Origin of the sequence: Streptomyces sp. NPDC051582, assembly GCF_040681715.1 — a bacterium.
Classification (GTDB): Bacteria; Actinomycetota; Actinomycetes; order Streptomycetales; family Streptomycetaceae; genus Streptomyces.
Genome location: NZ_JBFAZJ010000012.1, coordinates 110,913 through 134,521 on the forward strand (window position 1 = coordinate 110,913; position 23,609 = coordinate 134,521).

At 73.2% G+C, this 23,609-nt stretch carries 19 protein-coding genes; 9 read left to right on the top strand and 10 right to left on the bottom strand.

Annotated elements, in window-relative coordinates; translation table 11 throughout:
• Position 1: 1 nt before the first annotated feature.
• On the top strand, positions 2-316 hold the full coding sequence (locus AB0M92_RS17675) for a DUF4190 domain-containing protein (RefSeq protein ID WP_366103089.1): 315 nt from the start codon (positions 2-4) through the stop codon (positions 314-316).
• Positions 317-337: 21 nt separating this feature from the next.
• Here AB0M92_RS17675 and AB0M92_RS17680 read toward each other — a convergent pair whose 3' ends face one another.
• The 4 genes from AB0M92_RS17680 to AB0M92_RS17695 all read right to left on the bottom strand — a co-directional run bounded on the left by AB0M92_RS17680 (position 338) and on the right by AB0M92_RS17695 (position 3,929).
• Positions 338-1,297, bottom strand: coding sequence for an aldo/keto reductase (locus AB0M92_RS17680; RefSeq protein ID WP_366103091.1), 960 nt, complete (start codon positions 1,295-1,297; stop codon positions 338-340).
• A 10-nt stretch (positions 1,298-1,307) separates the two neighbouring features.
• Complete coding sequence (locus tag AB0M92_RS17685) at positions 1,308-1,439, bottom strand: hypothetical protein (protein WP_366103092.1); 132 nt, start codon at positions 1,437-1,439, stop codon at positions 1,308-1,310.
• 125 nt (positions 1,440-1,564) lie between these two features.
• Complete coding sequence (locus AB0M92_RS17690) at positions 1,565-3,292, bottom strand: acyl-CoA dehydrogenase family protein (protein WP_366103093.1); 1,728 nt, start codon at positions 3,290-3,292, stop codon at positions 1,565-1,567.
• Between the two features lie 82 nt (positions 3,293-3,374).
• Positions 3,375-3,929, bottom strand: a complete 555-nt coding sequence (locus AB0M92_RS17695; RefSeq protein ID WP_366103094.1) for a PadR family transcriptional regulator — start codon at positions 3,927-3,929, stop codon at positions 3,375-3,377.
• Between the two features lie 253 nt (positions 3,930-4,182).
• On the opposite strand from AB0M92_RS17695, the gene AB0M92_RS17700 reads away from it, so the two are divergent.
• The 3 genes from AB0M92_RS17700 to AB0M92_RS17710 all read left to right on the top strand — a co-directional run bounded on the left by AB0M92_RS17700 (position 4,183) and on the right by AB0M92_RS17710 (position 10,722).
• Positions 4,183-6,228, top strand: a complete 2,046-nt coding sequence (locus tag AB0M92_RS17700; protein ID WP_366103095.1) for an NAD-binding lipoprotein — start codon at positions 4,183-4,185, stop codon at positions 6,226-6,228.
• Positions 6,229-6,393: 165 nt separating this feature from the next.
• On the top strand, positions 6,394-8,256 hold the full coding sequence (locus AB0M92_RS17705) for a M1 family aminopeptidase (RefSeq protein ID WP_366103096.1): 1,863 nt from the start codon (positions 6,394-6,396) through the stop codon (positions 8,254-8,256).
• 180 nt (positions 8,257-8,436) lie between these two features.
• Complete coding sequence (locus tag AB0M92_RS17710; protein WP_366103097.1) at positions 8,437-10,722, top strand: immune inhibitor A domain-containing protein; 2,286 nt, start codon at positions 8,437-8,439, stop codon at positions 10,720-10,722.
• 94 nt (positions 10,723-10,816) lie between these two features.
• Here the strand turns inward: AB0M92_RS17710 and AB0M92_RS17715 are convergent, their stop codons facing one another.
• The 6 genes from AB0M92_RS17715 to AB0M92_RS17740 form a co-directional block, all read right to left on the bottom strand.
• Positions 10,817-12,034 (bottom strand): SGNH/GDSL hydrolase family protein, encoded by a 1,218-nt coding sequence (locus tag AB0M92_RS17715; RefSeq protein ID WP_366103099.1) that lies wholly within the window; start codon positions 12,032-12,034, stop codon positions 10,817-10,819.
• A gap of 12 nt (positions 12,035-12,046) precedes the next feature.
• The gene (locus tag AB0M92_RS17720) at positions 12,047-12,691 is read right to left on the bottom strand and encodes a phosphatase PAP2 family protein (RefSeq protein WP_366103100.1); all 645 of its coding nucleotides are present in this window, start codon (positions 12,689-12,691) and stop codon (positions 12,047-12,049) included.
• Positions 12,688-13,377, bottom strand: coding sequence for a DedA family protein (locus AB0M92_RS17725; protein WP_366103101.1), 690 nt, complete (start codon positions 13,375-13,377; stop codon positions 12,688-12,690). Before AB0M92_RS17725 ends, AB0M92_RS17720 begins: the two co-directional genes overlap by 4 nt.
• 193 nt (positions 13,378-13,570) lie before the next feature.
• Complete coding sequence (locus AB0M92_RS17730; RefSeq protein ID WP_366103102.1) at positions 13,571-14,857, bottom strand: VWA-like domain-containing protein; 1,287 nt, start codon at positions 14,855-14,857, stop codon at positions 13,571-13,573.
• Positions 14,854-16,116: a MoxR family ATPase gene (locus AB0M92_RS17735; protein WP_366103103.1), complete on the bottom strand. Its 1,263-nt coding sequence runs from the start codon at positions 16,114-16,116 to the stop codon at positions 14,854-14,856. The genes AB0M92_RS17730 and AB0M92_RS17735 overlap by 4 nt, the downstream gene beginning before the upstream one ends.
• Positions 16,117-16,176: 60 nt before the next feature.
• A complete protein-coding gene (locus AB0M92_RS17740; protein WP_366103104.1) occupies positions 16,177-17,556 on the bottom strand; it encodes a hypothetical protein in 1,380 nt (459 codons plus the stop codon).
• Between the two features lie 201 nt (positions 17,557-17,757).
• Between AB0M92_RS17740 and AB0M92_RS17745 the strand changes: the two genes are divergently transcribed.
• The 5 genes from AB0M92_RS17745 (at position 17,758) to AB0M92_RS17765 (ending at position 23,609) form a co-directional block, all read left to right on the top strand.
• Entirely contained in the window at positions 17,758-19,203 is a 1,446-nt protein-coding gene (locus tag AB0M92_RS17745) for a hypothetical protein (protein WP_366103106.1), read from the top strand.
• A 109-nt stretch (positions 19,204-19,312) separates the two neighbouring features.
• Entirely contained in the window at positions 19,313-19,924 is a 612-nt protein-coding gene (locus AB0M92_RS17750; RefSeq protein ID WP_366103107.1) for an acyltransferase, read from the top strand.
• Between the two features lie 432 nt (positions 19,925-20,356).
• A complete protein-coding gene (locus AB0M92_RS17755) occupies positions 20,357-21,535 on the top strand; it encodes a hypothetical protein (protein ID WP_366103108.1) in 1,179 nt (392 codons plus the stop codon).
• Positions 21,532-22,353, top strand: a complete 822-nt coding sequence (locus AB0M92_RS17760) for a WecB/TagA/CpsF family glycosyltransferase (protein WP_366103109.1) — start codon at positions 21,532-21,534, stop codon at positions 22,351-22,353. Before AB0M92_RS17755 ends, AB0M92_RS17760 begins: the two co-directional genes overlap by 4 nt.
• Positions 22,353-23,609 carry a nucleotide sugar dehydrogenase gene (locus AB0M92_RS17765; RefSeq protein ID WP_366103110.1) on the top strand — a complete coding sequence of 419 codons (1,257 nt, stop codon included), beginning with the start codon at positions 22,353-22,355 and terminating at the stop codon, positions 23,607-23,609. The genes AB0M92_RS17760 and AB0M92_RS17765 overlap by 1 nt, the downstream gene beginning before the upstream one ends.

The following is a 23,609-nucleotide window of genomic DNA, read 5'->3' on the forward strand; positions in this document are numbered from 1 at the left end:
CATGAACGCCACCGACACCGTTCTCCGTACCCGCACCCGCGCCGCCCGCACCCCGGCGACCGCCCCCACCCCGGCCCCCGGCGTCCGCCAGGCCGACGGGATGGCGGTGGCCTCCTTCGTGCTCGGGCTCGTCGGCCTCCTCGCGATGAACCTGTTCCTCGGCCCGGCCTCGATCGTCCTGGCCGCCCTCGCCCTGCGCCGCGGTACGACCCGCCCCGGCCGCGCCCGGCTCGGTCTCGCCCTGGGCGTCCTGGACCTCGTCGTACTGGCATCGCTGGTGGCCGCGGACCAGACCTGGTCGTGGAGCATCGGCTGAGCGACCCGTCCCCCGGTCCCGCTACGGGAGCGGGGCCCCGCGGGCGGTGAGCCAGAGCTCGTACCACTCCTCGTGCGTGAGCTCGGGCTCGCGCAGCGCGGCGTCGCGGCAGGCCCGGATGCGCTCGGGGCGGCCACTGCCCACCACGGGGGCGATCCGCGCCGGATGCCGCTGGAGCCACCAGAGCAGTACCGTCTCCGGTGTCGTGCCCTTCGCCTCGGCCAGCGCCCGTACGAGCCGGGCCGTCGCCCGCTCGGCCGGGCTCTCCTGCCGTCCCGTGAAGCGGCCCTGCGCCAGGGCTCCCCATGCCTGGAGGCGGACACCGCGGTCCAGGCAGTACTCCAGCGTTCCGGACGGGAATCCGCCCGCCGCCGCGGCGGGCGTGTTGACGAGGACCCCGCCCTCCAGCCAGTCCCGCCGGTCCAGGCTCATCTCCAACTGGTTCGCCACCAGCGGGAATTCGAGGTGCCGCTGGAGTCGGGCGATCTGCGCGGCGTTCATGTTCGAGACGCCGAAACCACGGACGAGCCCCTGCTCGCGCAGCGAGGTGAGCGCCGCGGCGACGTCCTGCGGGTCGGCCAGCGGATCGGGCCGGTGCAGGAGCAACACGTCGATGGCGTCGGTGCGCAGGCGCCCGAGGCTCTCCTCGACCCGCCGCAGGATCGTCGCGCCGCGCAGATCGTAGATTCCGGGCCGCTCGCCGTCCGCCAGGCGGATCCCGCACTTCGTCTGCAGCACGATCCGCTCGCGCAGGCCGGGGGTGCGGGCCAGGACCTCGCCGAAGACGGCCTCCGCCTTGCCGCGGCGGTAGATGTCGGCGTGGTCGAAGGTGTCGATGCCGCTGTCCAGCGCCGCCTCGATCGCCGCCTCGGCCGCGTCGATGTCGGCGGGTCCGTACGCGTCCGAGTCCCAGTCGCCGCCGAGCGCCATGCATCCGTACAGCAGGCGGGCGCCGTCCTTCTCCGGGGGTGTGATCTCCATGCCGCTCACCCTACGAGGCCGCCGGCTTGGCGGCGGGCCGGGGCCGCGGGGCTTCCACGGGCTTCTTCTGCGGCGGAGGCGTCCTCGGGGGGTAGGAGGGCGCCACCTTCGGTCCGCTCGCACGGGTCGGCTTCGTCGTCATGCGACCACGCTACGTGCAGGGGCGCCGCCGGACCCGCGAGTTCCCGGGGCCGGACGCACGGCAGGCCCACCGCCGCGCGGTGCGCGCGGTGGTGGGCCCGTGCGGGGCCGGTGCCGGCTCCTTCGTTACGGGGCCATCTCGTACGTCCCGGACAGCGCCTCGACGCGGTCCCAGACGCGGGCCGAGCGGGCTTCGTCGACGACCGGGCGCCGGACCGCGCCGAGCGCCCAGCCCTGCTGCTGCTCGGTGGCGGAGTCCTTGCCGTGCAGTTCGACGGCGTGCGCGGAGAAGTCGCGCACCAGGACGGCGAACAGCTCGTCCAGCACGTCCTCGTCGAGGCCGGTCAGCCGTGCCTGCTCCAGGATCAGCTGGCCGTGGACGACGAGCGCGAAGAGCTGGCCGACGGCGAGCAGCAGGTCGAGGTCGCGGCTCTGCCGCTCGTCCGGGGCGGCGGTGGTGACGAACTCGCAGAGCGCGTCGGCCTGCTCGCGGAACCGGGCGACGTTCGGCACGGCGTCGTACGCGTCGAAGGCGGGGCGCCAGTCGTGGAAGCGGACGGAGCCGAGGCCGCGGGCCGGGCCCTGCCGGAAGAGGAACTCGTCGTCGGCCGCGTCGAGACGGGTCGGCACGGCGGGGTAGTCCACCGGGTCCAGGAGGTGGTTGCGCATGAACTTGAGGATCAGCGCGAGGTTGACGTGGACGGTGCCCTCCAGCTTGGGCAGCCCGCGGATCTCGACGGCGGCCTGGGCGAAGTAGTTGTCCTTCTCGAAGCCCTTGGCGGCGATGACGTCCCACATCAGGTCGATGACCTTCTCGCCCTCCGTGGTGACCTTCATCTTCGTCATCGGGTTGAAGAGCAGGTAGCGGCGGTCGTCGGGGCCGGCGGTGCGGAAGTAGTCGACGGCGCGGGCGCTGAACAGCTTCATCCCGACGAGACGGACGTACGCGTCCGCCAGCTCGCGGCGCACGTGCGGGAAGGCGGTGACCGGGCGGCCGTAGAGGATGCGGTTCTGCGCGTGGGTGACGGCCTCGTACATCGCGTGCTCGCAGATGCCGATCGAGGCGGTGCAGAGGTTGAACTTGCCGACGTTGACGGTGTTCAGGGCGGCGTCGAAGGCGGCGCGCCCGGTGTGCAGGACGTCGTCGGCGCCGACCGGGTAGTCCTCCAGGCGGAACTCGCTGACGTACTTCGAGGAGTCGACGACGTTCTTCACCAGGTGGTAGGCCGGGTGGCGGCTGTCGGCGGCGAAGAAGACGTACCCGTCCGGGCCCTCGACGTCGGTGCGGCGGCCGAAGACGGAGACGAGGCCGGCCGCGTTGCCGTTGCCGATGTAGTACTTGGATCCGGTGGCGCGGAAGCCGCCGGCACCGTCGGTGGACGGCTCCAGCAGCATGTCGGTGGAGTAGATGTCGGCGCCGTGCGTCTTCTCCGACAGGCCGAACGCGAACACCTCTCCCTGGGAGAGGAGTTCGGCGGCGCGGGCGCGGGCGGCGGCGTTGTCGCTCTGCCAGACCGGGCCGAGGCCGAGGATCGTCACCTGCCACGCGTACCAGTAGTCGAGGCCGTAGAAGCCGAAGATCTCGTTGAGGGCGGCGATGCGGGCCGTGTCCCAGCGCTTGTCGGCCTGCCCCTCGGCATCGGCGGAGGGGGTGAGGAAGGTGGCGAACAGGCCTTCCTTGGCGGAGAAGGCGAGGAAGTCGCCGAGCCAGGCGCGGGTGCGGTAGTCCTCGATCAGTCGGCGCTTGCCGCGCTCCTCGAACCAGTCGACGGTGGCGCGCAGCAGCCTGCGGGTCTCGGGGTCGAAGTGCTGCGGGTCGTAGGTGCGCGGGTTGAACAGGAGGGAATCGGCCATGGAGGTTCGCCTTCCGGGGAGGTTGGGAGGGTGCGGGTTCAGGCGTGAAGGGCGCCGGGCGCGGGGCGCGGGAGGGGCGGGCTCAGGGTGCGGCGAGCCGGTGGACGGTGGCGAGCACGTCGTCCAGCCAGGCGATGGTCATGCGCTCGTAGGCGATGCCGCCGCGGAGCACGACGTGCTGGAGCTCCTGGCCGGCGTCGAGCGGTGCGGGGGCCTCGGGACCGGTGAAATCCCGCTGTTCCCCGGCGAGGTAGCGCGCGAGCCGGTCGCCGTGCGCCCGGCGGTGCCGCTCGACCTCGCGGACCAGCGCGGCCGGGTCGTCGAAGGCCGCGCCGCGGATCTTGACGGCGAGGTCGTGGCGGAGGCTCTCGGGCTCGATGGGCTCGTGCAGCCACTGCGAGAGCGCGGCGCGGCCCGGGTCGGCGACGGAGTACTCCTTCTTGTCCGGCCGCCCCTGCTGCGCCACCTCGCGGACCGCGAGCAGGCCGTCGGTCTCCATGCGCTTGAGGACGCGGTAGATCTGCTGATGGGTGGCGGTCCAGAAATAGCCGATGGACCGGTCGAAGCGCCGGGCGAGCTCATAGCCTGAGCCCGGCTGCTCCAGCAGCGAGACGAGGATCGCGTGTTCGAGCGCCATACCCCGATCCTTCTATGCAACTCGTTGCATAGACAAGCCGCGACGCCCGGTTGAGACGCGGCTCACCCCGATCCGGCGAGGGCGCGGACATCCGAAAGCGGGTCCGAGTTGTCACGCGATGTGCGGACTCGGGAGGTTCTGCCATCCTCCGCCCGGCCCCCACCCTCTAGCGTGGCCCGTACACCGACCCGCAGGTGCCGGGCGGACGCCGCCGCCCCGTCGCCGGGCCCGACAGCTCCCCGAGGAACCCCGGTTGACAGGTCGCAGGACGACGGACGGACCGCCCGGGCCCGCCCTACCGCGTACGCGGTACTGGTTCGACAGCGTCATCGCCCGCGGGACCCCGGTGCTGATCGGCTGGCTCACCCTGGTCTGCCTGGCCGTGGTGGTGCCTGCGAGCATGGCGCTGGTGTGGGCCGACCGGCGGGTGCCCCGGACCTGGTCGGGGCAGCTCGTGGCCGTCTGGGTCAGCGTCGGGCAGACCCTGAAGATCGGCGGTGCGGTCGGCAGCCCGCTGTACGTGCTGATCTCCGTGCTCCTGGCCCTCGTGGCGCTGCTGTTCGTCTCCACCCTCGTCGGCTTGATCACCAACGGGCTCAACGACAGGGTCCTGGACCTGCGGCGCGGCCGGTCCACCGTTCTGGAGGAGCGGCACACCGTCCTGCTGGGCTGGTCCGAGCAGGTCTTCCCGATCGTGTCCGAGCTGGTCGTCGCCAACGCCAACCGGCGCCGGGCGGTCATCGCCGTCCTCGGCCCGAAGGACAAGGCGGAGATGGAGGACGAGATCGCCCTCGCCGTCGGCCGGATGGGCCGCACCCGGCTGATCTGCCGCAGCGGCGTGACGACGGACCCGGCGGTGGTCGCGCTCGTCGGTCCCGAGACGGCGCGCGCCGTGCTGGTCCTCACCCACGGGGGCGTGGACGGTGACGCCCACGTGGTGAAGACCCTGCTCGCCCTGGAGGCCGCGGTACGGCGGCGGGGGCGCCCCGAGGTCGTCGCGGCGGTCCGCGACGGGCGCCACCACCGGGCGGCGCAGCTCGCCGCCGGGCCCGGGGGCCGGGTACTGAACATCGAGGACGTCACCGCCCGCCTCATCGCCCAGACTTCGCGCCAGCCCGGCCTGTCCCTCGTCCATCAGGAGCTCCTGGACTTCGAGGGGGACGAGTTCTACACGGTCCGCGAGCCCGCCCTCACCGGACAGGCCTTCGGCCGGCTGCTCCTCGCGTACGCCACGTCGTCCGTCGTCGGCATCGTGCCCGCGGACGGGGGCGTCGAGCTCAATCCGGCGCAGGACCGGGTCCTGGGGCCCGACGACCGGATCCTCCTCGTCACCGAGGACGACGACACCGCGGTGCTCGCGGACGGGCCGCTGCCGGTCGACGCGGAGGCGATCACGGAGCCCGGCGCGTCCGCGCCGCCCGCCGAGCGTTTCCTCGTACTCGGCTGGAACCGCCGCGCTCCGCTGATCATCGACCAGCTGGAGCCGTGCGTGCCCGAGGGGTCGGAGCTCGTGGTCATGGCGGCGGGCGAGGAGGCGCTGCGGGACGCCGGCCGGTGCGCGCGCTCGCGCGCGGGCCGGATGCGGATCACGGTGCACGAAGGGGACATCACCGATCCGCGCGCTCTCGACGCCCTCGACGTGCCGTCCTTCGACCGGGCCGTCGTCCTCGGCTACGACGACGCCGACGGCGCGGACCGCGCCGCCCCCGGCGCACTGACCGGTGACGACCGGACCCTGGTGACCCTGCTCCACCTGCGCGCGCTGGAGGAGGCCTCGGGCCGGGAACTGGCCGTGGTCACCGAAATGGCGGACGACCGCAACCGATTGCTCGCACCGGCCCGGGAGGGGGGCGACTTCGTCGTCGGCGGCCGGCTCATCAGCCTGCTGATGACGCAGATCGCGGAGAACCGGCACCTCGCCGACGTCTTCGACGCCCTGTTCTCGGCCGAAGGCGACTCGCTCCACCTGAAGCCCGTGACCCACTACGTCCTGCCGGGACGGGAGGTCACCTTCGCCACGGTCGTGGAGTCCGGCCGCCGGCAGGGCCACTGCGTCCTCGGTTACCGGCTGTACGGGGAAGCCCGGCACGGGCCCGCATACGGGGTGCGCATCAACCCGGACAAGCGCGAACGCGTGCGGTTCGGCGCGCAGGACTCGGTGATCGTGCTGGCCGGGGAACCGGTGCCCCCGGCCGACGACGGCGCACCCGCACTGTCCGGGACCCTGCCTGGGGCCCTGCCCGGGCCGCTTCCCGGCAGCCGGACCGGCGGCGACTCGAAGACGGCCGGAGGCCCGTGAGGGAGTACGAACACTTTACCCGCCCCTGATGGCATGCCCAGGTCAAATCTGCCAGGCTCTTCCGGCACGCCACACGCACAGCCCGCGGCCGCCCTCCGGCGCACCCGAGCCGACCGGGCGGCCCCCGAGCAGGCCGCAATCCCGGCCGCCTCAAAGGAGTTCCGCGTGAGATCCACCCCCCACAAGGCCCTCGCCGCGAGCATATCCGCCTTCGCCGCGCTGGCCGCCGCAGCACTGTCCCTCACCCCGGCCGTGGCCGCTCCGCGGCAGGCGCCGGCCGCGGCCGCCGCCTGCACCCCGGGCCAGGTCGTCACCAACGGCGGCTTCGAGAGCGGAACTTCGCCCTGGAGCCAGTCGCAGAGCAGCATCATCACCAGTCGCGCCGGCCAGGCCGCCCACGGCGGTACCTCCTTCGCCTGGCTGAACGGCGTCGGCCGCACGCACACCGACACGCTCTCCCAGAGCGTGACGATCCCCGCCGGATGCAGCACCGCCACCCTCACGTTCTGGCTGCACATCGACACCGCCGAGACCACCACGTCGACCAAGTACGACAAGCTGACGGCGAAGATCGGCAGTACGACGCTGGCGACGTACTCGAACCTCGACAAGAACACCGGGTACGCGCAGAAGTCGTTCGACGTGTCGGCCTTCGCGGGTCAGACCGTCAGCGTCGCCTTCACCGGCACCGAGGACTCCAGCCTCCAGACCAGCTTCGTCGTCGACGACGTCGCGCTCGACGCCTCCGGCGGCACCACGCCGCCCGGGGACTCCACGCGCACGCCCGCCGCGCCCTCGTACACCGTGAGCCTCAGCAGCAACGCGAGCGGCACCGTGTGGACCGGCCACGAGAGCGCGAGCTTCACGAACGCCTCCCCCACCCCGCTCAGCGAGGTGTACCTGAGGCTGTGGGACAACTACCACGGCACCTGCTCCGCCATGCCGATCACGGTCGGCAACGTCACCGGCGGCACGGCGGGCGCCCTCTCGGTCGCCTGCACCGCCCTCAAGATCGACCTGGCGACACCGCTGACCCAGGGCCAGACGGCCACGATCGGCTTCGACCTGGGCATCACCGTGCCCAGCGGCGCCGACCGCTTCGGCTACGACGGCGCGTTCAGCATGCTCGGCAACGCCCTGCCCGTCCTCGCGGTCCGGGACGGAGCGGGCTGGCACCTGGACCCCTACACCAACAACGGGGAGTCCTTCTACTCGCTCGCCTCCGACTTCCGTGTGGCCCTGGACCACCCGAGCACCCTGCTCGTCCCGGCCACCGGCGCCTCGGTGGACACCCCCGGCAGCAGCGGCCGTACGGTGACCACGGCGACCGCCGCCAAGGTCCGCGACTTCGCCTGGGCGGCCGGCCCGTTCAGCAAGATCTCCGGCACCTCGGCCGCGGGCACCCCGATCAACATCTACTCGGTGTCCGGCATCAGTTCGGCCGACTCGCAGTCGATGCTGACCACCGCCAAATCGGCCGTCGACGCGCACTCGGCACGGTTCGGCGCGTACCCGTACGGCGAGCTGGACGCCGTCATCGACAACAACTACTGGTTCGGCGGAATGGAGTACCCCGGGTTCGTCCTCGACCTGGTCAGCACCACCGCGCTCACCCACGAGATCGGCCACCAGTGGTGGTACGGCATCGTCGGCGACGACGAGTACACGAGCCCGTGGCTCGACGAGGCGTTCACCGACTACGCCACCGACCTGGCCCTGAACAAGACGGGCACGAGCTGCTGGAACAGCGTCTCGTGGGCCTCGTCCGCCGAGAAGATCACCAACTCGATGGGCTACTGGGACGCCCACTCCTCCCGGTACTCCACCGTCGTCTACAACTACGGCAAGTGCGCGCTGCACGATCTGCGGCGCGTCCTCGGTGACACCGTGATGGCCAAGCTGCTGAAGGACTACGCCACTTCGCACTGGTACGGCGTCTCCACGACCGCCGAGTTCAAGGCCGCGGCCCAGGCCGCCACGACCACGGACCTGACCTCCTTCTGGACCCAGCACCGCATCGACGGCTGACCTGACACCGGGGCCGGCCTCGGCCCGGCCCCGCACCGCCGCGGTGGGCGCCCTCCGGCGCCTGCCGCGGCGATTTTTCATGTCGACGACAGTCTATCCGTCACCTGTGACATGTGAAATATTACCTGCGCTCCGACCGAACTCCCCGAAAGGTCCGTCACGTTGCGCAGACTCCCAGCGGTGGTAGCGGCGATATCCCTCGCCCTCCTCGCCACCCCCGCGCTCGCCGCACCCGCCGCCCCGCCCCCGGCGGCGGCCCAGCAGGCTCCCGAACTCTCCCCCGCCCCGCCCTCCGCGCCGCTGGAACTCCAGCGGCAGAGCCTGCGCCGCCAGGCCCTCGAAGGCGTGGCCGCCGGCACGACCGCCGCCGAGGCGGACGGCACGCTCCCCCGCAAGGCCGCGGTCGGAAAGCGGTACGTCGAACTCGCGCAGGAACGCAAGGACAAGGTCTTCGTGATCCTGGCCGAGTTCGGCGACCAGGTGGACGACACCACCGAGTTCGAGGGCAAGCCGCGCTTCGGCGGCACGCCCGGCCCCCGCCACAACACCATCGGCAAGCCCGCGAAGACCGACAACCACACCGTGTGGCGCAAGGACTTCGACCAGGCCTCCTACCAGCGGCAGTTCTTCGCCGCCGACCCCGGCGCCGTCTCGCTGCGCAACTACTACCGGCTCCAGTCCTCCGGCCGCTACGACATGGACGGCCAGGTCAGCGACTGGGTGCGGCTGCCGTGGAACGAGGCCCGGTACGGGACGGACAACTGCTCCGAGCCCGGCCAGTGCCGCACCAACTGGGACCTCGTACGCGATGCCACCAACGCCTGGTACCACACCGAGCGCGCCAAGGGCCGTACGCCCCAGGAGATCAAGGCGCAGCTGGCCGAGTACGACGTGTGGGACCGCTACGACGCCGACCACGACGGCAACTTCGACGAGCCGGACGGCTACCTGGACCACCTCGTCGTCGTCCACGCGGGCAAGGACCAGACTTGGGGCGGCGGTGACCAGGGCAAGGACGCCGTCTGGGCGCACCGCTGGTTCGCCTACTGGGACCAGGCCGGCAGCGCGGGGCCCGCGGGGAACAAGGCGGGCGGCGCCCCGGTCGGGGACTCCGGCATCTGGGCCGGGGACTATCTGACGGGTGGCGAGAACAGCGGAGTCGGCCTGTTCGCCCACGAGTTCGGGCACGATCTCGGACTGCCCGACCTGTACAGCTCCGACGGGGACAACAGCGTCAACTTCTGGTCGCTGATGTCCACGGCCTCCTACCTCGGCAAGGGGAAGAACACCACCGGGGACTACCCCGGCGACCTCGACCCCTGGAGCAAGCTGCAACTGGGTTGGCTGGAGTACACGGAGGCCGACGCGGGCCGCAAGACGCGTGCCGTGCTCGGGGTCTCGGGCTACAACACCGAGGATCCACAGGCGTTGCTGGTGCATCTGCCACCCTCGGTGACACGCACCGATCTGACCGATCCGTACGAGGGCGGCAGCCAGTGGTGGAGCGGCACCGGTGACCTCATGGACAACACCTTGACCCGAACCGTCGACCTCTCGGGCGCGGCGGGGCAGACCGCCCGGCTCGACGCCCGGGTCTGGTACGACATCGAGCAGGACTTCGACTTCCTGACCGTGGAGGCCTCGACGGACGGCGGCAGCTCCTGGTCCCCGCTGCCGGGCACGGTCGGCGGCGCGGCGATCCCGGCCAAGGGGATCTCCGGCACGTCGGGCGGCTGGACCGAACTCGGCGTGCCGCTGGACCGGTTCGCGGGCGGCTCGGTACAGCTCCGGTTGCGGGCGACCTCGGACGGCAACACCCACGGCAAGGGCGTCACCTTCGACGACGTCCGGATCACGGCGGGTGAGCGGGAGCTGCTGCACGACGGCGCGGAGGCGGGCGCGAACGGCTGGACCGCGCTGAAGTGGTCCCGTACGGACGGCCGTACGGGAAGCGCCGAGCACCCGCGCGCGTACCTGGTCGAGAACCGGCGCTACACCGGCTACGGGGCCTACCTCAAGACCGGGCCGTACAACTTCGGCGCGGGGAACGACTCGGTGGAGTTCTACCCGTACCAGCAGGGCGTGCTCATCTGGCTCTGGGACACGGCGTACAGCGACAACACCACGAAGGCTCATCCGGGGGCGGGTCTGCTGCTTCCCGTCGACGCACGGCCGGAGCCGCTGCGCAACGCCGACGGCACGCTGCTGAACGCGCGGGCGCAGACCTTCGACGCGACGTTCTCCACGCGCCCGAGCGACGAGATCGTCCTGCACAAGGCGGGCGTACCGATGCTGATCCCGTCCCGTCCCGGGGTCCGGGTCTTCGACGACCGCCGCGGCACCTACTGGAACGCGGACCTGCCCCAGGTGGGCGTGAAGGTCCCGGACACCGGCACCCGCATCGCCGTGGTCAAGGAAGCCTCCTCCGGCGCCCTGACCACCGTCCAGGTCAGCCCCTCCCCCTGACGCACACGGTCCTCCCGGTGTGGACCCACCGGGAGGACCGCCCGCCGCGCCGCCGCTCGCTCGCCGGCGGTCCGCTCAGTCGCCGGCGGTCCGCTCAGTCGCCGTGCGCGGCGAAGGGCCCGGTCGGGGCGAAAGCGGCTTCGGCGAAGCGGGCGCCCATCCGGAGGTGGGTGGCGGCGTCCGGGTGGAGCCGGTCGGGGAGCGGCAGTTCGGCGAAGTCCCCCTCTCCGTAGAGCTCGCGGCCGTCCAGGTAGTGGAGGTTCGGGTCCTCGGCGGACCGCTGCTCCACGATGCGCGCCAGCTCCTCGCGGATGACGCCCAGCGTCAGCTTTCCGGCGGCGCGCTCCGCCGGATCGCCCGCGGCTCGGAACTGCAGCCTGCCCTCGGCGAGCGTGCTGAAGTCCGGGGCCGTGGGGCCGGGGGTGTCCTCGTGGATGGGACACAGGATGGACGAGACGACCAGCAGGGGCGTGGTGGGATGCCCTTCGCGGATCGTGTCGAGGAAGCCGTGCACGGCCGGGGTGAAGGCGCGCAGCCGCATCAGGTCGAGGTTGACGAGGTTGATGCCGAACTTGACGCTGATGAGGTCCGCCGGGGCGTCCCGCATGGCCCGGGCGACGAACGGATCGAGCAGGGCGCTGCCGCCGAAGCCCAGGTTGACCAGGTCCACGCCGCCCAGGGAGGCGGCCAGCGCCGGCCAGGTCGTGGAGGGGCTCGCCGCGTCCGAGCCGTGGCTGACCGAGCTGCCGTGGTGGAGCCACACCCGGCGGCCGCCCTGCGGTACGGGCTCGACGGGGGCGTCGGTGCGCAGGGCGACGAGCTCGGTGAGCTCGTTGTACGGCAGCCAGATCTCGACGTCCTTGGGACGGTCGGGCAGGCCGGCGAAGCGGACGGTGCCGACCGGGCCGGGCCGCGTCTTTGCGGAGCCGGTGGTCATGTCGACCGTACGGACGTTGCCGCCGGTCACGCCGGCCTGCCCGGCGAGGCGGCCGTCGACGAGCAGGTCGTACACGCCGTCGGGGCGGGGCGGGGCGCCCACGTAGGCCATCTTGGTGCGCAGCGCGTCGAGCTCGACGACGGTGGCCCGGGTGCGGAACACCAGTCGTACGCCCGAGGGCTGGGCCTGCGCCATCGCCAGCTGTCCGTCGGCGTACTGCGCCCGGGCCCGGGCCGGGAGCCGGTGCGGGAGCAGGCCGTGCCCGGTGCGTTCCAGGTCGAGCGCGCCGCGCAGGAGGTCCGCGGTGAGGGGCGTGGTGAGGTGGGCCGTGGTCCCGTCGGCGGGGCCGGGTACGGACGGGTGTTCGTCGTTCATGGCCCCAGCCTGTCAAACCGCGTGCCGGATCCGCACATTGGTTTCCGCGGCCGCCATCACGAACCCGGCCGCGGCCAGCCAGGTCAGCGCGTAGAGCCAGCCCCCGAGGACGTCCGTGGGCCAGTGCACGCCGAGGTAGATCCGGGTCAGGCCGACGGCCACGGCCCAGCAGGCCGCGAGGGCCCCGTAGAACCGGGCCGCGATCGGGGGCGCCGTACGCCACGCGGCCCAGGCCAGCAGTCCGGCGACCAGGGCCGAGGTGGCGGCGTGACCGGAGGGGTAGGCGAAACCCGTCGCGAGCGCGGCCCAGTCGCCCACGGGCGGACGAGGCCGCGCCACGTGGTACATGAGGCCGTAGCGCACCCCCTGGGCGAGGAGCAGGAAGCCCAGGGCGCCCGCGGCCGCCCGCATCCGGCCGTTCCTCCCCCGTCCCGCGATGAGCCCGGCGGCGATGGCGCACGCGTAGGGGACGGGCCCGCTGCCGGTCGCCGTGATGCCCCGGGCGAGGGCGACCGCCACGCACGGGCGGTGCTGCACGGCCCAGCGGTGCCAGTCCTCGTCGAAACCGAACGGGGCGCCGTGCCGGGCCGCGACCAGGGCGGTGAGCAGACCGAACAGGGCCGCGCACAGCCCCGCGGCCAGCGCCCAACGGATCAACGCGAGCCTTCGTTCGGGGTGCGGCTGCCCCTCCTGCGGATCACTTCGACGGCCAGCGGGGTGAGGGAGACCAGAACGACGAGGGCGACGATCGGCAGCAGGTAGCGGTCGACGTCGGGCACCGAGGAGCCGAGCGCGTATCCGGCGAGGACGAGGCCCACGGTCCACACGAGTCCGCCGACGACCTGCCACAGGGCGAAGACCCGGGCGGGTACGTCGAGGGCTCCGGCGAGCGGGTTCAGCACGGTGCGCACGATGGGGACGAAGCGGGCGAGCACGATGGCTTTGGCGTGCCCGTAGCGGTCGAGGAGTTGCTCGGCCCGTTCGGCGCCCTCGTGGAGTTTGCGGCTGCGGCTGCGCGCCAGCAGGGCCCGGCCGCCGCGCCGGCCGATGAGGTAGCCGACCTGTGCCCCGAGCAGGGCCCCGGCCGACGCCGAGCCCAGGACGAGGGGCAGCGAGAGGTGTACGGGGCCGTGCGCTCCCGGTACGCAGAACAGACCGGCGGTGAAGAGGAGCGAGTCGCCCGGGAGGAAGAAGCCGATGAGGAGGCCGGTCTCGGCGAACAGGACGACGGCGATGCCCAGCGTCCCGAAGGCCGCGAGGAGGGAACCGGCGTCCAGCAGGTTGACGGCCTGGGGGCCGGGCCCCTGCGCCGCCGCCGCGAGTGGGAGAGGGAAGGGGGCCATGCGGAACAACTCCCGTACGGTGAAAGGACGGGAGCCGAGGAGGACACCCGACCGGCGACCGGCCACAGGTCCGTGGACGGTGCCCGGCACTGTAGACGATCGAAGTGCCCCCTATGTTCCCCCTCGGCCGCCCGGTCCACCGGTCGGCCCATCGGCGGCGGCGCACGGGTGGGACCGTGCGCGGCGGCCGGGTTCAGCCGATTTCGACGACGCGGGCCCAGTCGGGCGGGGTGTCGGGGACGTAGTCGGGATCGTCCTCGTCGTACGAGCCCTGCCGGGCGAACAGGCCGATCACCGTACGGCACGGGGGCCGGGTGGCCGGCCAGGCCGTCTGGCCGTCGGTCAGGACCACGATGACGTCCGGCGCGGGCCCCGACCGCAGGGCCTTGGCGAAGCCTGTGCGCAGATCCGTACCGCCGCCGCCCACCAGGGGTATGCCCTCGGCGCGGCACAGCGGGTGCGCGATCCGCGCCGCCGCGTCGCACGGCACCACCGTGACCAGGTCCCGGCGGCCGCCCACGGCGCGGGAGATCGCGGCCACTTCCAGCAGCGCGCCGCCCAGTTCGGCGTCGCTGACCGACGCCGAGGTGTCGATGACCACGCAGACCCGGGGCGGCCGGCGCCGCAGGCTCGGCAGCACCGCGCCCGGCACCCCGGCCGAGCGCCGCGAAGGGCGGCCGTACGTGTAGTCCTCGCCCGCGCCGGAGCCGGTGGCGGCCGAGCGGACCGCGGCCCCCAGCAGCTCCCGCCAGGGCTGCGGCGGGTGGAAGGCCTCCTCCGCCCACCGCCGCCACCCGCTCGGAGTGCTGCCCGGACGGCCGCGGATGCCCTGCGCCACCCGGAACCGCACCGCGTCCCGTTCCTGCTCGCCGAGCCCGTGCGCGCCGTCCTCGCCGAGGTCCCACTCCCGTTCCAGCCCGTCGGCCCCGCTGCCGCAGTCCAGCCAGGCCAGGTGCCGGGTCGCCGGTCCGAGCCCGAACAGGCGCAGGTAGTCCTCCATGAGCTGCCCCTCGGGCAGTCCCAAGGAGGCCGGCTGTACGGCGCCCTCGGGCCGGACCAGCCCGTCCCCGTACACGTCGTCGTTGATCTCGAAGTCCGCCGCGATGTTCATGCGCAGCCGTTCCCCGGGACCGTGCAGCCCGCGCTCCCGCGCGACCCGGTCGCCGCGCCCGTGGTGGTCGCGGAGCAGGTGCGAGACCTCGTGCACCCATACGGCGGCCAGTTCCTCCTCCGGCGTACGGTCCACGAACGCGGGCGAGACGTAGCACCGCCAGTGCCGGTCGACGGCCATCGTCGGCACCCGCCGGGACTCCACCGTGTGCAGGGCGAACAGCGCCGTCGCCAGGTAGGGCCGGACCCTGGCGGCATGCAGCCGGGCGGCGAACAGCTTGTCGCGGTCCAGTGTCCCCGCGGTACCCGCGGTACCCGCGGTCCTTGCGGTACCCGCGGTCCTTGCGGCTCCCGCCGCTCCCCCGCTCATCGCGTGCCTCCCGTGACCGCCGCGGCCCGCGCCGTCGCACGGTCCGCCCGACGGGACAGGGACACCGCTCCGGCGAGCCGCTCGATGGACTGCGGTACGTCCCACTCCTCGCGGCGCAGCGCGGCCAGGCCGGTCGCCGGTACGACCACCAGATCCGCAGCGCCCGTCTCCAGCGCCCGGACCATGAGCGCCCACGCCGCGTCCCAGCGCGCCTTGTCCGGGCGGTTGCGGACCGCCTCCACCACGCCGTCGAGCACGGCCTGGCGCAGATCACCCCGCTCGGGCAGAGCGGCGGCGGCCGGATCGGCGAGCAGTTCCTCGGGGTCCGGGAGGTCCATCCGGTCCAGGCCGGCCAGCAGCTCCAGCCCGGGGCCGTCCCCCACCGTGCCCCTGACGAGGAGGGAGAGCACGTCCCGGGAGGAGCCGGCCGCGGTCGCGAAGGCGATCAGGTGCAGCGTCATCTCCCAGCTGCGCGGCGACGGCCAGGGGCCGCCCCGGCGGGTCTCCCCACTGGGCAGCCGGTGGACGAGCGTGGGGCGGGCGGCGAGCAGTCCGCAGACGGCGCGGCGGGCGCGCTCCACGGCCTGCGGCAGCATCGAGGGGTCGAGCCGCGGCAGCGTGGCCCGGGGCCAGGTCCCGCCGAGGCCTCGCACGACGACCTCGTGGTCGTGGGTCCACTGGAGGTGGACGAACCGGTTGGCCAGCGGCGGGCTCAGCTCCCAGCCGTCGGCGGCCGAGGAACGCGGGTTGGCGGCGGCCACGATCCTTACCCCGGGCGGCAGTTGGAGCGCACCGATGCGGCGTTCGAGCACGAGGCGGAGCAGGGCGGCCTGTACGGCCGGCGGGGCGGTGGACAGTTCGTCCAGGAACAGCAGCCCCCGGCCGGCCCGTACCAGCCGTACGGCCCAGTCGGGCGGCGCCATCGGAACACCGTGGTGCGCGGGGTCGTCCCCGATGATCGGCAGGCCCGAGAAGTCGGACGGCTCGTGCACGCTGGCGATCACGGTGGTGAGCGGCAGATCGAGGGAAGCGGCGAGCTGGGTCAGCGCCGCGGTCTTGCCGATGCCCGGCTCACCCCACAGGAGTACGGGCAGGTCGGCGGCCACGGCCAGGGTGAGGGCCTCCAGCTGGGTGTCGGGGCGCGGCTCGGTGCCGGTCTCCCGCAGGAGGGACGACAGCGCGCCGGCCACGTCCAGTTGGGTGGTGGCAGCCGGATCGGCGGGGGCGTCGGTGACGGCGAACGGGGCGTACGAGGACATGTTTGATCACCTTGCGGGTTCGTGGTGTGCAGGTGTGCAGGTGCGCGGGTGTGCGCCGGGTCAGCGGCGGGGACGGGAGGGGCGCTGTCGCGGCGGGCGGATGCCCGGGAGCAGGTCGCCGGGGCGGGGCTTGGTGCGGGGGCCGGTCAGGTCCGCCCTGAACAGCCCGTACGCGACGCGGCGCCGCGCGGCCTCCGTCAGTTCGTCCCGCAGGGCGCCGTCGCGCAGCAGTGCGTCGGGCCCCAGCAGGTCTTCGACGACGGCCAGCGCGCCGGCGGTGTCGCCGTGGACGAGGCGTTCGCGTACGCCGGGCAGGCAGTCCGGCCGGCGGTGTGCCACGCCGATCGCCTGGAGGCAGGGCAGCGGGGTCCCGGTGAGGGCGGCCAGCAGTTCCTCCCGCCGGAGCTCGGCCGGATCGTGGTCGAGCGGGGACAGGACCCCGTCGACCAGGCCGATCCGGTGCCGGGAGCCCCGGCACTCGACGAGGCGCGGCTGCCCCGCCCGGTCCGGAGTCCGGGCGGTTGCGGCCGGCACGTGGCCGGGTACGAGCGCCGAGGCGACGAGCGGGTGCAGACGTCCGGGCTCGATGGACCCGGTGCGCAGCAGGTCCAGGTCCGGCAGGACCCAGGTCGCCGCGTCGGGCAGGACCGGCGGCGCGGGGGCGCCGGAGGCCTGCGCCGCTGCCGTGATCCGCATGCCGGGCGGTCCGGCGCCGCCCCCCTCCCCCGCGAGGTCCAGATCCAGCCGGCGCCGGGATCCGATCCGTACGGTGACGGTACGGGTGGAACGGCCCTCGGCGTCGAGCAGGATCGCCGCCTCGGCCGCCCAGCGCCCGACGGCGCAGCGGTGCCCGTCCGGGACAAGTCCCGCAAGGTGCAGGTCACTTGGCGGGAGTTCGGCGCCGGATCGGACCCGGAGCTCGTCGGCCCGGTGCGCGTCCCAGAGATGGCGGTGCAGGTCGAGGCGGAACCGCGGGTCGGGGCGGGGGTGCGGATGCCGGCGGGCACCGGGATCGTCGCGGGTTCCGTCCCACAACCCGAGGCTGATCCGCTGGCCGGCGTCCGCCCAGGCCGGCGGGGTGCGGGCCACGAGGTGCAGGGGGCCCGCCGCCCCGGCCCGGTGGTACCGGGCCAGGGTGAGGGTCAGGCCGGGGCGCAGCAGTCCGTCGGGGGCGATCCTCGGCATGTGCCAGCGCAGCAGTTCGGGAGCAAGGTGGCGCAGATCGGCGCGCAGCCGGCCGGCGAGTTCGCGTCCGTGGGTGCGCGCCACGGAGCCCGGCCGGAAATCGACGTCGAAGCCCGAGGCCGCGCACGCCCCGGCCCAGTCCCCGGCCAGGCGGCGGGCGGTGGCGGTCTCGATCATGGAGGGCGGCACCGCGAACTCGCGCACGCGCAGCCAGAGGGAAAGGCGGGTGGATCCGTCTGCGGTGTGAGTGCGCATCAGCACTCACCTTGCGCGGACGAGACCCCCGATCCGTGAGTCGGTTGAGTAATCATCACGATGACCATAGCCCGTCCCGGCCCGATCCGCCGGGAGTTTCACGGCGGCCGGCAGCCGTGCGCTCCGGGTGCGACTCAGGTCGCAGGGTCCCCCAGCCCCGAGGGGGACGCCGTGGCCGGAACGGGCCCCGACGATGACGACATGAATGCGATGAATGCGCACGTGCTGTTGTCCCTCTGGGAAGTGCTTCTGGTGCTGGGGGCCGTCGCTCTGGTCCTGGCCCGGTGGCTGCCACCGGGCCCCCGGCGCCCGGCCACCCTCGCCGCCGCGGCGATGACCTCGTCGTCCGGGGTGGTGCTCGGCGTGCTCGGGATGCGCTGGCAGATGGTGCCGGTGCTGGCCGGTGCGGCCCTCGCGCTGCCGTTCGCCCTGTCGCCGCTCCTGCGGCGCGGGGCGCGCGGGGCGCGCAGGGCTCCCTGGTGGCTGGCGCTGCCCGGGGCGGCGGTGTGCCTCGCGCTGGTCGCCGCGGGTCCTGCGACGGCCTGGGCCCTGCCCACGCCGGTGTTCCCCGAGCCGTCCGGCCGCTTCGCGGTCGGGACCGGGGTGCTGGAGCTGACCGATCACTCGCGCCCCGAGACCGCCACCGCCGCACCCGAGGACCGGCGTACGGTGGTCGTCCAGCTCTGGTACCCCGCACGGAAGACCCCCGCGGGCGGACGCCCCGCCCCGTACCTCGGGCGCACGGAGCACGAGGGCCACGTGGTCTGCGACGCGCTCGCGGACTACTCCGGCCTTCCCGGCTTCCTGCTGGACGGCCTTCCGCGCGCCCGCACCCATGCGTCGTACGACGTTCCCGTCGCCGAGGGGGGAGACCGGTTCCCCGTCGTGCTGTTCTCCCCCGGCCTGGGCGGGGTCCGCGCCCAGAACACCGCCTGGGCGGAGGAGTTGGCGAGCCACGGCTACGTCGTCGCCGGTCTCGACCACCCCTACGACTCGGCCGCGGTCGTGCTCGCCGACGGCCACACGGTCCGTACGCAGGTCTCGGCGACGGGCGACGACGCCGAGGACGAGAGGCGGGCGGTCGGGTGGACGGCGGTCCGGGCCGCCGATCTGAGCTTCGTGCGGGCCCAGTTGGGCCGCATGGACAGCGGCGCGATCGCCGGACCGCTCACCGGGCGCCTCGACACCGCCCGCGTCGTGGCGGCCGGCCACTCCCTGGGCGGCGGCGCCGCCCTGCAAGCCGCCCGCCAGGACCCGGAGTTCGCCGCCGTCATCGACCTCGACGGCTTCCCCCACGACCCGGACCCGCAGCCCTACCGCCAGCCGGTGCTCGCGCTCACCCAGGCCATCGGCCCGGACACCGACCCGGACTACCTCCCGAAGCTCACCCGGGTCCTCGCCCTCGGCGGCGCCACGAGCTACCGCCTCACGGTCCCCGGAGCCGGTCACCTCACCTTCACCGACGCCCCGCTCTACCTGCCGCCCCTCCCCTCGCTCGTCGGCTCCCTCGGCCGGACGCAGGGCCCGCGCATCACGGCCGCCGCGAGCCTCGCCTTCCTCGACGCGACCCTGCGCCCCGGCGCGGCGGATCCGGCGACGGCCCTGTCCGCGTACGGCACCCTCGCGGTCCACCGCCCGGGCTCCTGAGGGTGACCCAAGTCCACTGCGTGAACAGTCGGTTGAACTTCCGGGCGGCCCGGTCGGGCGGTGCATATGCTCCCTCCGTACCCACCTCGAACCGTAAGGGGACCCCTTCGTGAGCGTCCGCATCCAACCCTCCTCCCAGGTCGACGAGAGCGCCGAACTCGGGGACGGGACCACGATCTGGGATCTGGCACAGGTACGGGAGGAAGCCCGGCTCGGGCGCGACTGCATCGTCGGACGGGGGGCCTACGTCGGACCCGGCGTACGCATCGGCGACAGCGTGAAGCTCCAGAACTACGCCCTCGTGTACGAGCCCGCCGTGCTGGGCGACGGGGTGTTCATCGGCCCGGCCGCCGTGCTCACCAACGATTTCTACCCTCGCGCCGTCGACCCCGACGGCAAACAGAAGCGCGGTGGGGACTGGGAGGCCGCCGGTGTGGTCGTGGCCGAAGGGGCTTCGCTGGGGGCCCGGTCGGTGTGCGTGGCCGGGGTGCGCATCGGACGGTGGGCGCTGGTCGCGGCCGGGGCCGTCGTGTCCCGGGACGTACCGGACTTCGCACTGGTCGCAGGGGTACCGGCCCGCCGCATCGGCTGGGTGGGCCGGGCCGGGGTCCGCCTGGTGGAACGCGAGGGCGAGCCGGGCGTCTGGGAGTGTCCGCGCACCGGCGCGCTGCACGAGGAGCGGGACGGAACGCTGGTCGAAACGCCGCACAAGCGGAACTGACGGCACGTCGGCAATTTAGGTCAGCGGCATTTCCGCAAAACCGCAATCAACGAACATCCTTGGGCATACCTTGTCCCTGTACACGGGATCTGAGCAGGCAACAGGCTTTGTTCAGTGGGGGGTTGTACACGACGAGGGCATCGCGGACCAAGTGACGACGGACGGCGCGCAACGCGCCCGCCCGGCGCTGCCGTTCGCGCGTGCTCCGGTCCGGGGCATCGCTGGGGGGATCCAGTGGGCGGCCTCGGACGGTTCGTGCCATCGGGGGGAAACAGACCGCCGGCACGTGCGCCGTCATGCGCGAACCCCTCCGCCGAACGACGACCGCCGGGTCTGTTCGAGGAGCGAATCAGAGGGGGTAGGTGTGTTGGAGCCGTACAGCTCGGACATACGGAGTGCGCGCAGCACACGGGGAGCCGGGGTGGGGATCCGGTGACCGCAACACGAGCGGCTCGATTAGGAGCCCTGGCCCACGAGGACCCGTCACTGCACGCGCTCGCCGAGCGGCTGCTCGCGCTGGCCGAGGCGGGACTGCCCGGGATGTACCTGCCGGAAGCCGACACCTTCGTGTTCACCCGGGTCGCCGCGGTCACCTCCGACGGCGTCCGCCGGATGGAGGCGCGCGGGACCAGCACCCGGTACGCGGCCATCACCGCACTGGGGGCGCGGTTCCTGCCCGAGGACCGCCAGCGCGCCCTGTTCGGCGGCCGCGGCGTCGAGGAGTACGCGGGGCTGCTGGTGGAGCGGCTGTCCGGGGTCACGAACCTCGGCGACGCGGCGCTCATCGCCTGGCTGGCCGCCGAGACCGGCCACCCGAAGCTGGCGGACGCCCTCGCGCGGGTGGCCGTACTGGACGTACCCGGACGTCCGCAGTACACGGTCGAGGCCGCGTGGGTGCTCTCCGCCCTCGCCGCGGCCCGTACCGCGGCGGACGTGGAGGACCGGATCGCGGCCGCCCGCGACCGGCTGCTGGCGGCCAGGGCCCCCGGCAGTCCGCTGTTCCCGCACGCCACCGGTCCGGGGCTGGTCCCGGGATTGCGCTCGCACGTGGCCTGCTTCGCCGACCAGACGTATCCGCTCCAGGCGCTGGCCCGGCTGCACGCGAGCGGCCCGGACGCGGAGGCCCTCGCAACCGCCGACGCCTGCGCCGCGCGGATCTGCGAGCTCCAGGGCGACGGCGGACAGTGGTGGTGGCACTACGACGCCCGCACCGGCGGCGTGGTGGAGGGCTATCCCGTCTACAGCGTGCACCAGCACGCCATGGCGCCGACCGCCCTGTTCGACCTCGCCGAGGCGGGCGGCACCGACTTCGGCGCGGCCGTCCGCCGCGGGCTGCGCTGGATGACGGACGTGCCCGAGATCAGCGGGCCCGACGGCACCCCGCGCGAGCCCATGATCGTCGAGAAGTACGGGGTCACCTGGCGCAAGGTCTACCGCGGCGACCCCGCGAAGGCCGTGCGCGCCGCCCGCGGGCTCACCACCAAGGTCGCCCCGCACGCCCGGCTGGCCCCGCTCGACCGGGTCTTCCGCCCCGACGTGATCGACCGCGAGTGCCGGCCGTACGAGTTCGGCTGGCTGCTCCACGCGTGGCTCGGGGGGCTGGAGAGATGACCCCACGGCACAACCGCCACGGCCGCCCAACCCGCCACACCCTCTTCGGGGTCACGCTCGACGCCCTGACCATGGACGAGACCGTGCAGCGCTGCCTCGAAGCGGTCAAGCGCGGCGAGCAGATCGAGATCGGCATGGTCAACGCCGCCAAGCTGGTCAACATGCGCCGCGACCCCCGCCTCGCGGCGGCCGTCTCCGGCTGCGACCTCGTCCTGGCCGACGGCCAGGCCGTCGTCTGGGCCGGCCGGGTCCTCGGCGTCCGGCTGCCCGAACGGGTGGCGGGAATCGACCTGTTCATGCGGCTGCTGGCCGCGGCCGAGAGCGCGGACGTACCCGTCTACCTGCTCGGCGCCCGGCAGGACGTACTGGACCTGATGCTCGGCCGGATCGCGGAGCGCTTCCCGGCGCTGCGCGTGGCCGGCAGCCGCAACGGCTACTTCGACGACGCCGATCAGCCGGAGATCGCCGACGCCGTCGCGCGGAGCGGGGCCCACCTGCTCTTCCTCGGCATGACCTCGCCCAAGAAGGAGATCTTCACCGCCGGCTACGGCAAGCGCACCGGCGCCCACGTCGTGCACGGCGTCGGCGGCTCCTTCGACATCCTGGCCGGCATCACCAAGCGGGCCCCCGCCATCTGGCAGCGGATGGGCCTCGAATGGTGCTACCGGGCGCTCCAGGAGCCGCGCCGCCTCGGAAAGCGCTACCTCACCACCAACACCGCCTTCCTCCTCATGACGGTCCGCGAGCTCGTCCGCCGTACGCCGTCCGCACTGCCGCCCGCCACATCGTCTGCCGGTTCCGCGAACAGGAGTCACTGATGCGCGTCGTCGTCGTGGGACAGGGATACGTCGGCCTCCCGCTGGCCATCAGGGCCGCCGAGGTCGGACACCAAGTGATCGGGTACGACGTGGACGCGCGGCGGGTCAAGAGCCTCGCCGCCGGCGAGTCGTACGTGGAGGACGTCTCCTGCGAACGGCTGACCCGCGCGCTGGAGCGCGGCTCCTACCAGGCCAGTGAACTCGCGCGCGACTGCGGCGGCTTCGACGTGGCGGTCGTCACCGTCCCGACCCCGTTGCAGGACGGTGCCCCCGACCTGCGCTACATCGAGGAGTCGGCGCACACGCTGGCCCGCTTCCTGCGGCCCGGCGCGACCGTGATCCTCGAATCCACCACCTACCCGGGCACCACCGAGGAGCTGTTCGGGCCGATCCTGGAGGACGGTTCGGGCCTCACCGCCGGCGCCGACTTCCACCTCGGCTACAGCCCCGAGCGCATCGACCCCGGCAACACCGTCTGGGGCTTCCAGCAGACCCCCAAGGTCGTCTCCGGCGTGGACGCCCGCTCGCTCAAGGCCGTCGAGGCCTTCTACGCGGACCTCGTCGACAAGACGGTGCCGGTGAGCTCGCCCAAGGAGGCCGAGCTCGCCAAGCTGCTGGAGAACACCTTCCGGCACGTGAACATCGCCCTGGTCAACGAGATAGCCATGTTCGCCCGCCACCTCGACATCGACGTGTGGCAGGCCATCGAGGCCGCGTCCAGCAAGCCGTTCGGCTTCATGAAGTTCACCCCGGGACCCGGAGTCGGCGGCCACTGCCTGCCGATCGACCCCTCGTACCTGTCCTGGCGGGTCCAGCGCGAGCTGGGCCAGAGCTTCCGCTTCGTCGAACTCGCCAACGACATCAACAGCCACATGCCCGAGTACGTGGCCCGCCGCGTCATGGACGCGCTCAACACCAAGCGCCGCTCCGTCAACGGCTCGAAGATCCTGCTGCTGGGGCTCGCGTACAAGAAGAACACCGGCGACGCGCGCGAATCGCCCGCGGTGCGCATCTCCCAACTGCTCATCGACATGGGCGCCCGGGTGCGCGCGGCCGACCCCCACGTGGTGGAGGGACTCAAGGTCGACTCCCGTCTCGTACGGGTCGAGCCGACGCGCAAGGAGCTGGCTGCGGCCGACGTGGTGGTCCTGCTCACCGACCACGACGCCTTCGACTACGCGATGGTCACCGAGCACGCCTCGTTCGTGCTCGACTGCCGCAACCGGCTCTCCGGACCCACCGTGGAGGTGCTCTGA

What these genes read in the sequence shown, in the direction of transcription:
- AB0M92_RS17695 (WP_366103094.1), bottom strand. Translation starts at nt 3,929, where the DNA reads ATGGCGCTCGAACACGCGATCCTCGTCTCGCTGCTGGAGCAGCCGGGC.
- AB0M92_RS17730 (WP_366103102.1), bottom strand. Translation starts at nt 14,857, where the DNA reads ATGAGCGGGGGAGCGGCGGGAGCCGCAAGGACCGCGGGTACCGCAAGG.
- AB0M92_RS17760 (WP_366103109.1), top strand. Translation starts at nt 21,532, where the DNA reads ATGACCCCACGGCACAACCGCCACGGCCGCCCAACCCGCCACACCCTC.
- AB0M92_RS17715 (WP_366103099.1), bottom strand. Translation starts at nt 12,034, where the DNA reads ATGAACGACGAACACCCGTCCGTACCCGGCCCCGCCGACGGGACCACG.
- AB0M92_RS17680 (WP_366103091.1), bottom strand. Translation starts at nt 1,297, where the DNA reads ATGGAGATCACACCCCCGGAGAAGGACGGCGCCCGCCTGCTGTACGGA.
- AB0M92_RS17735 (WP_366103103.1), bottom strand. Translation starts at nt 16,116, where the DNA reads ATGTCCTCGTACGCCCCGTTCGCCGTCACCGACGCCCCCGCCGATCCG.
- AB0M92_RS17765 (WP_366103110.1), top strand. Translation starts at nt 22,353, where the DNA reads ATGCGCGTCGTCGTCGTGGGACAGGGATACGTCGGCCTCCCGCTGGCC.
- AB0M92_RS17740 (WP_366103104.1), bottom strand. Translation starts at nt 17,556, where the DNA reads ATGCGCACTCACACCGCAGACGGATCCACCCGCCTTTCCCTCTGGCTG.
- AB0M92_RS17745 (WP_366103106.1), top strand. Translation starts at nt 17,758, where the DNA reads ATGAATGCGATGAATGCGCACGTGCTGTTGTCCCTCTGGGAAGTGCTT.
- AB0M92_RS17675 (WP_366103089.1), top strand. Translation starts at nt 2, where the DNA reads ATGAACGCCACCGACACCGTTCTCCGTACCCGCACCCGCGCCGCCCGC.
- AB0M92_RS17690 (WP_366103093.1), bottom strand. Translation starts at nt 3,292, where the DNA reads ATGGCCGATTCCCTCCTGTTCAACCCGCGCACCTACGACCCGCAGCAC.
- AB0M92_RS17725 (WP_366103101.1), bottom strand. Translation starts at nt 13,377, where the DNA reads ATGGCCCCCTTCCCTCTCCCACTCGCGGCGGCGGCGCAGGGGCCCGGC.
- AB0M92_RS17685 (WP_366103092.1), bottom strand. Translation starts at nt 1,439, where the DNA reads ATGACGACGAAGCCGACCCGTGCGAGCGGACCGAAGGTGGCGCCCTCC.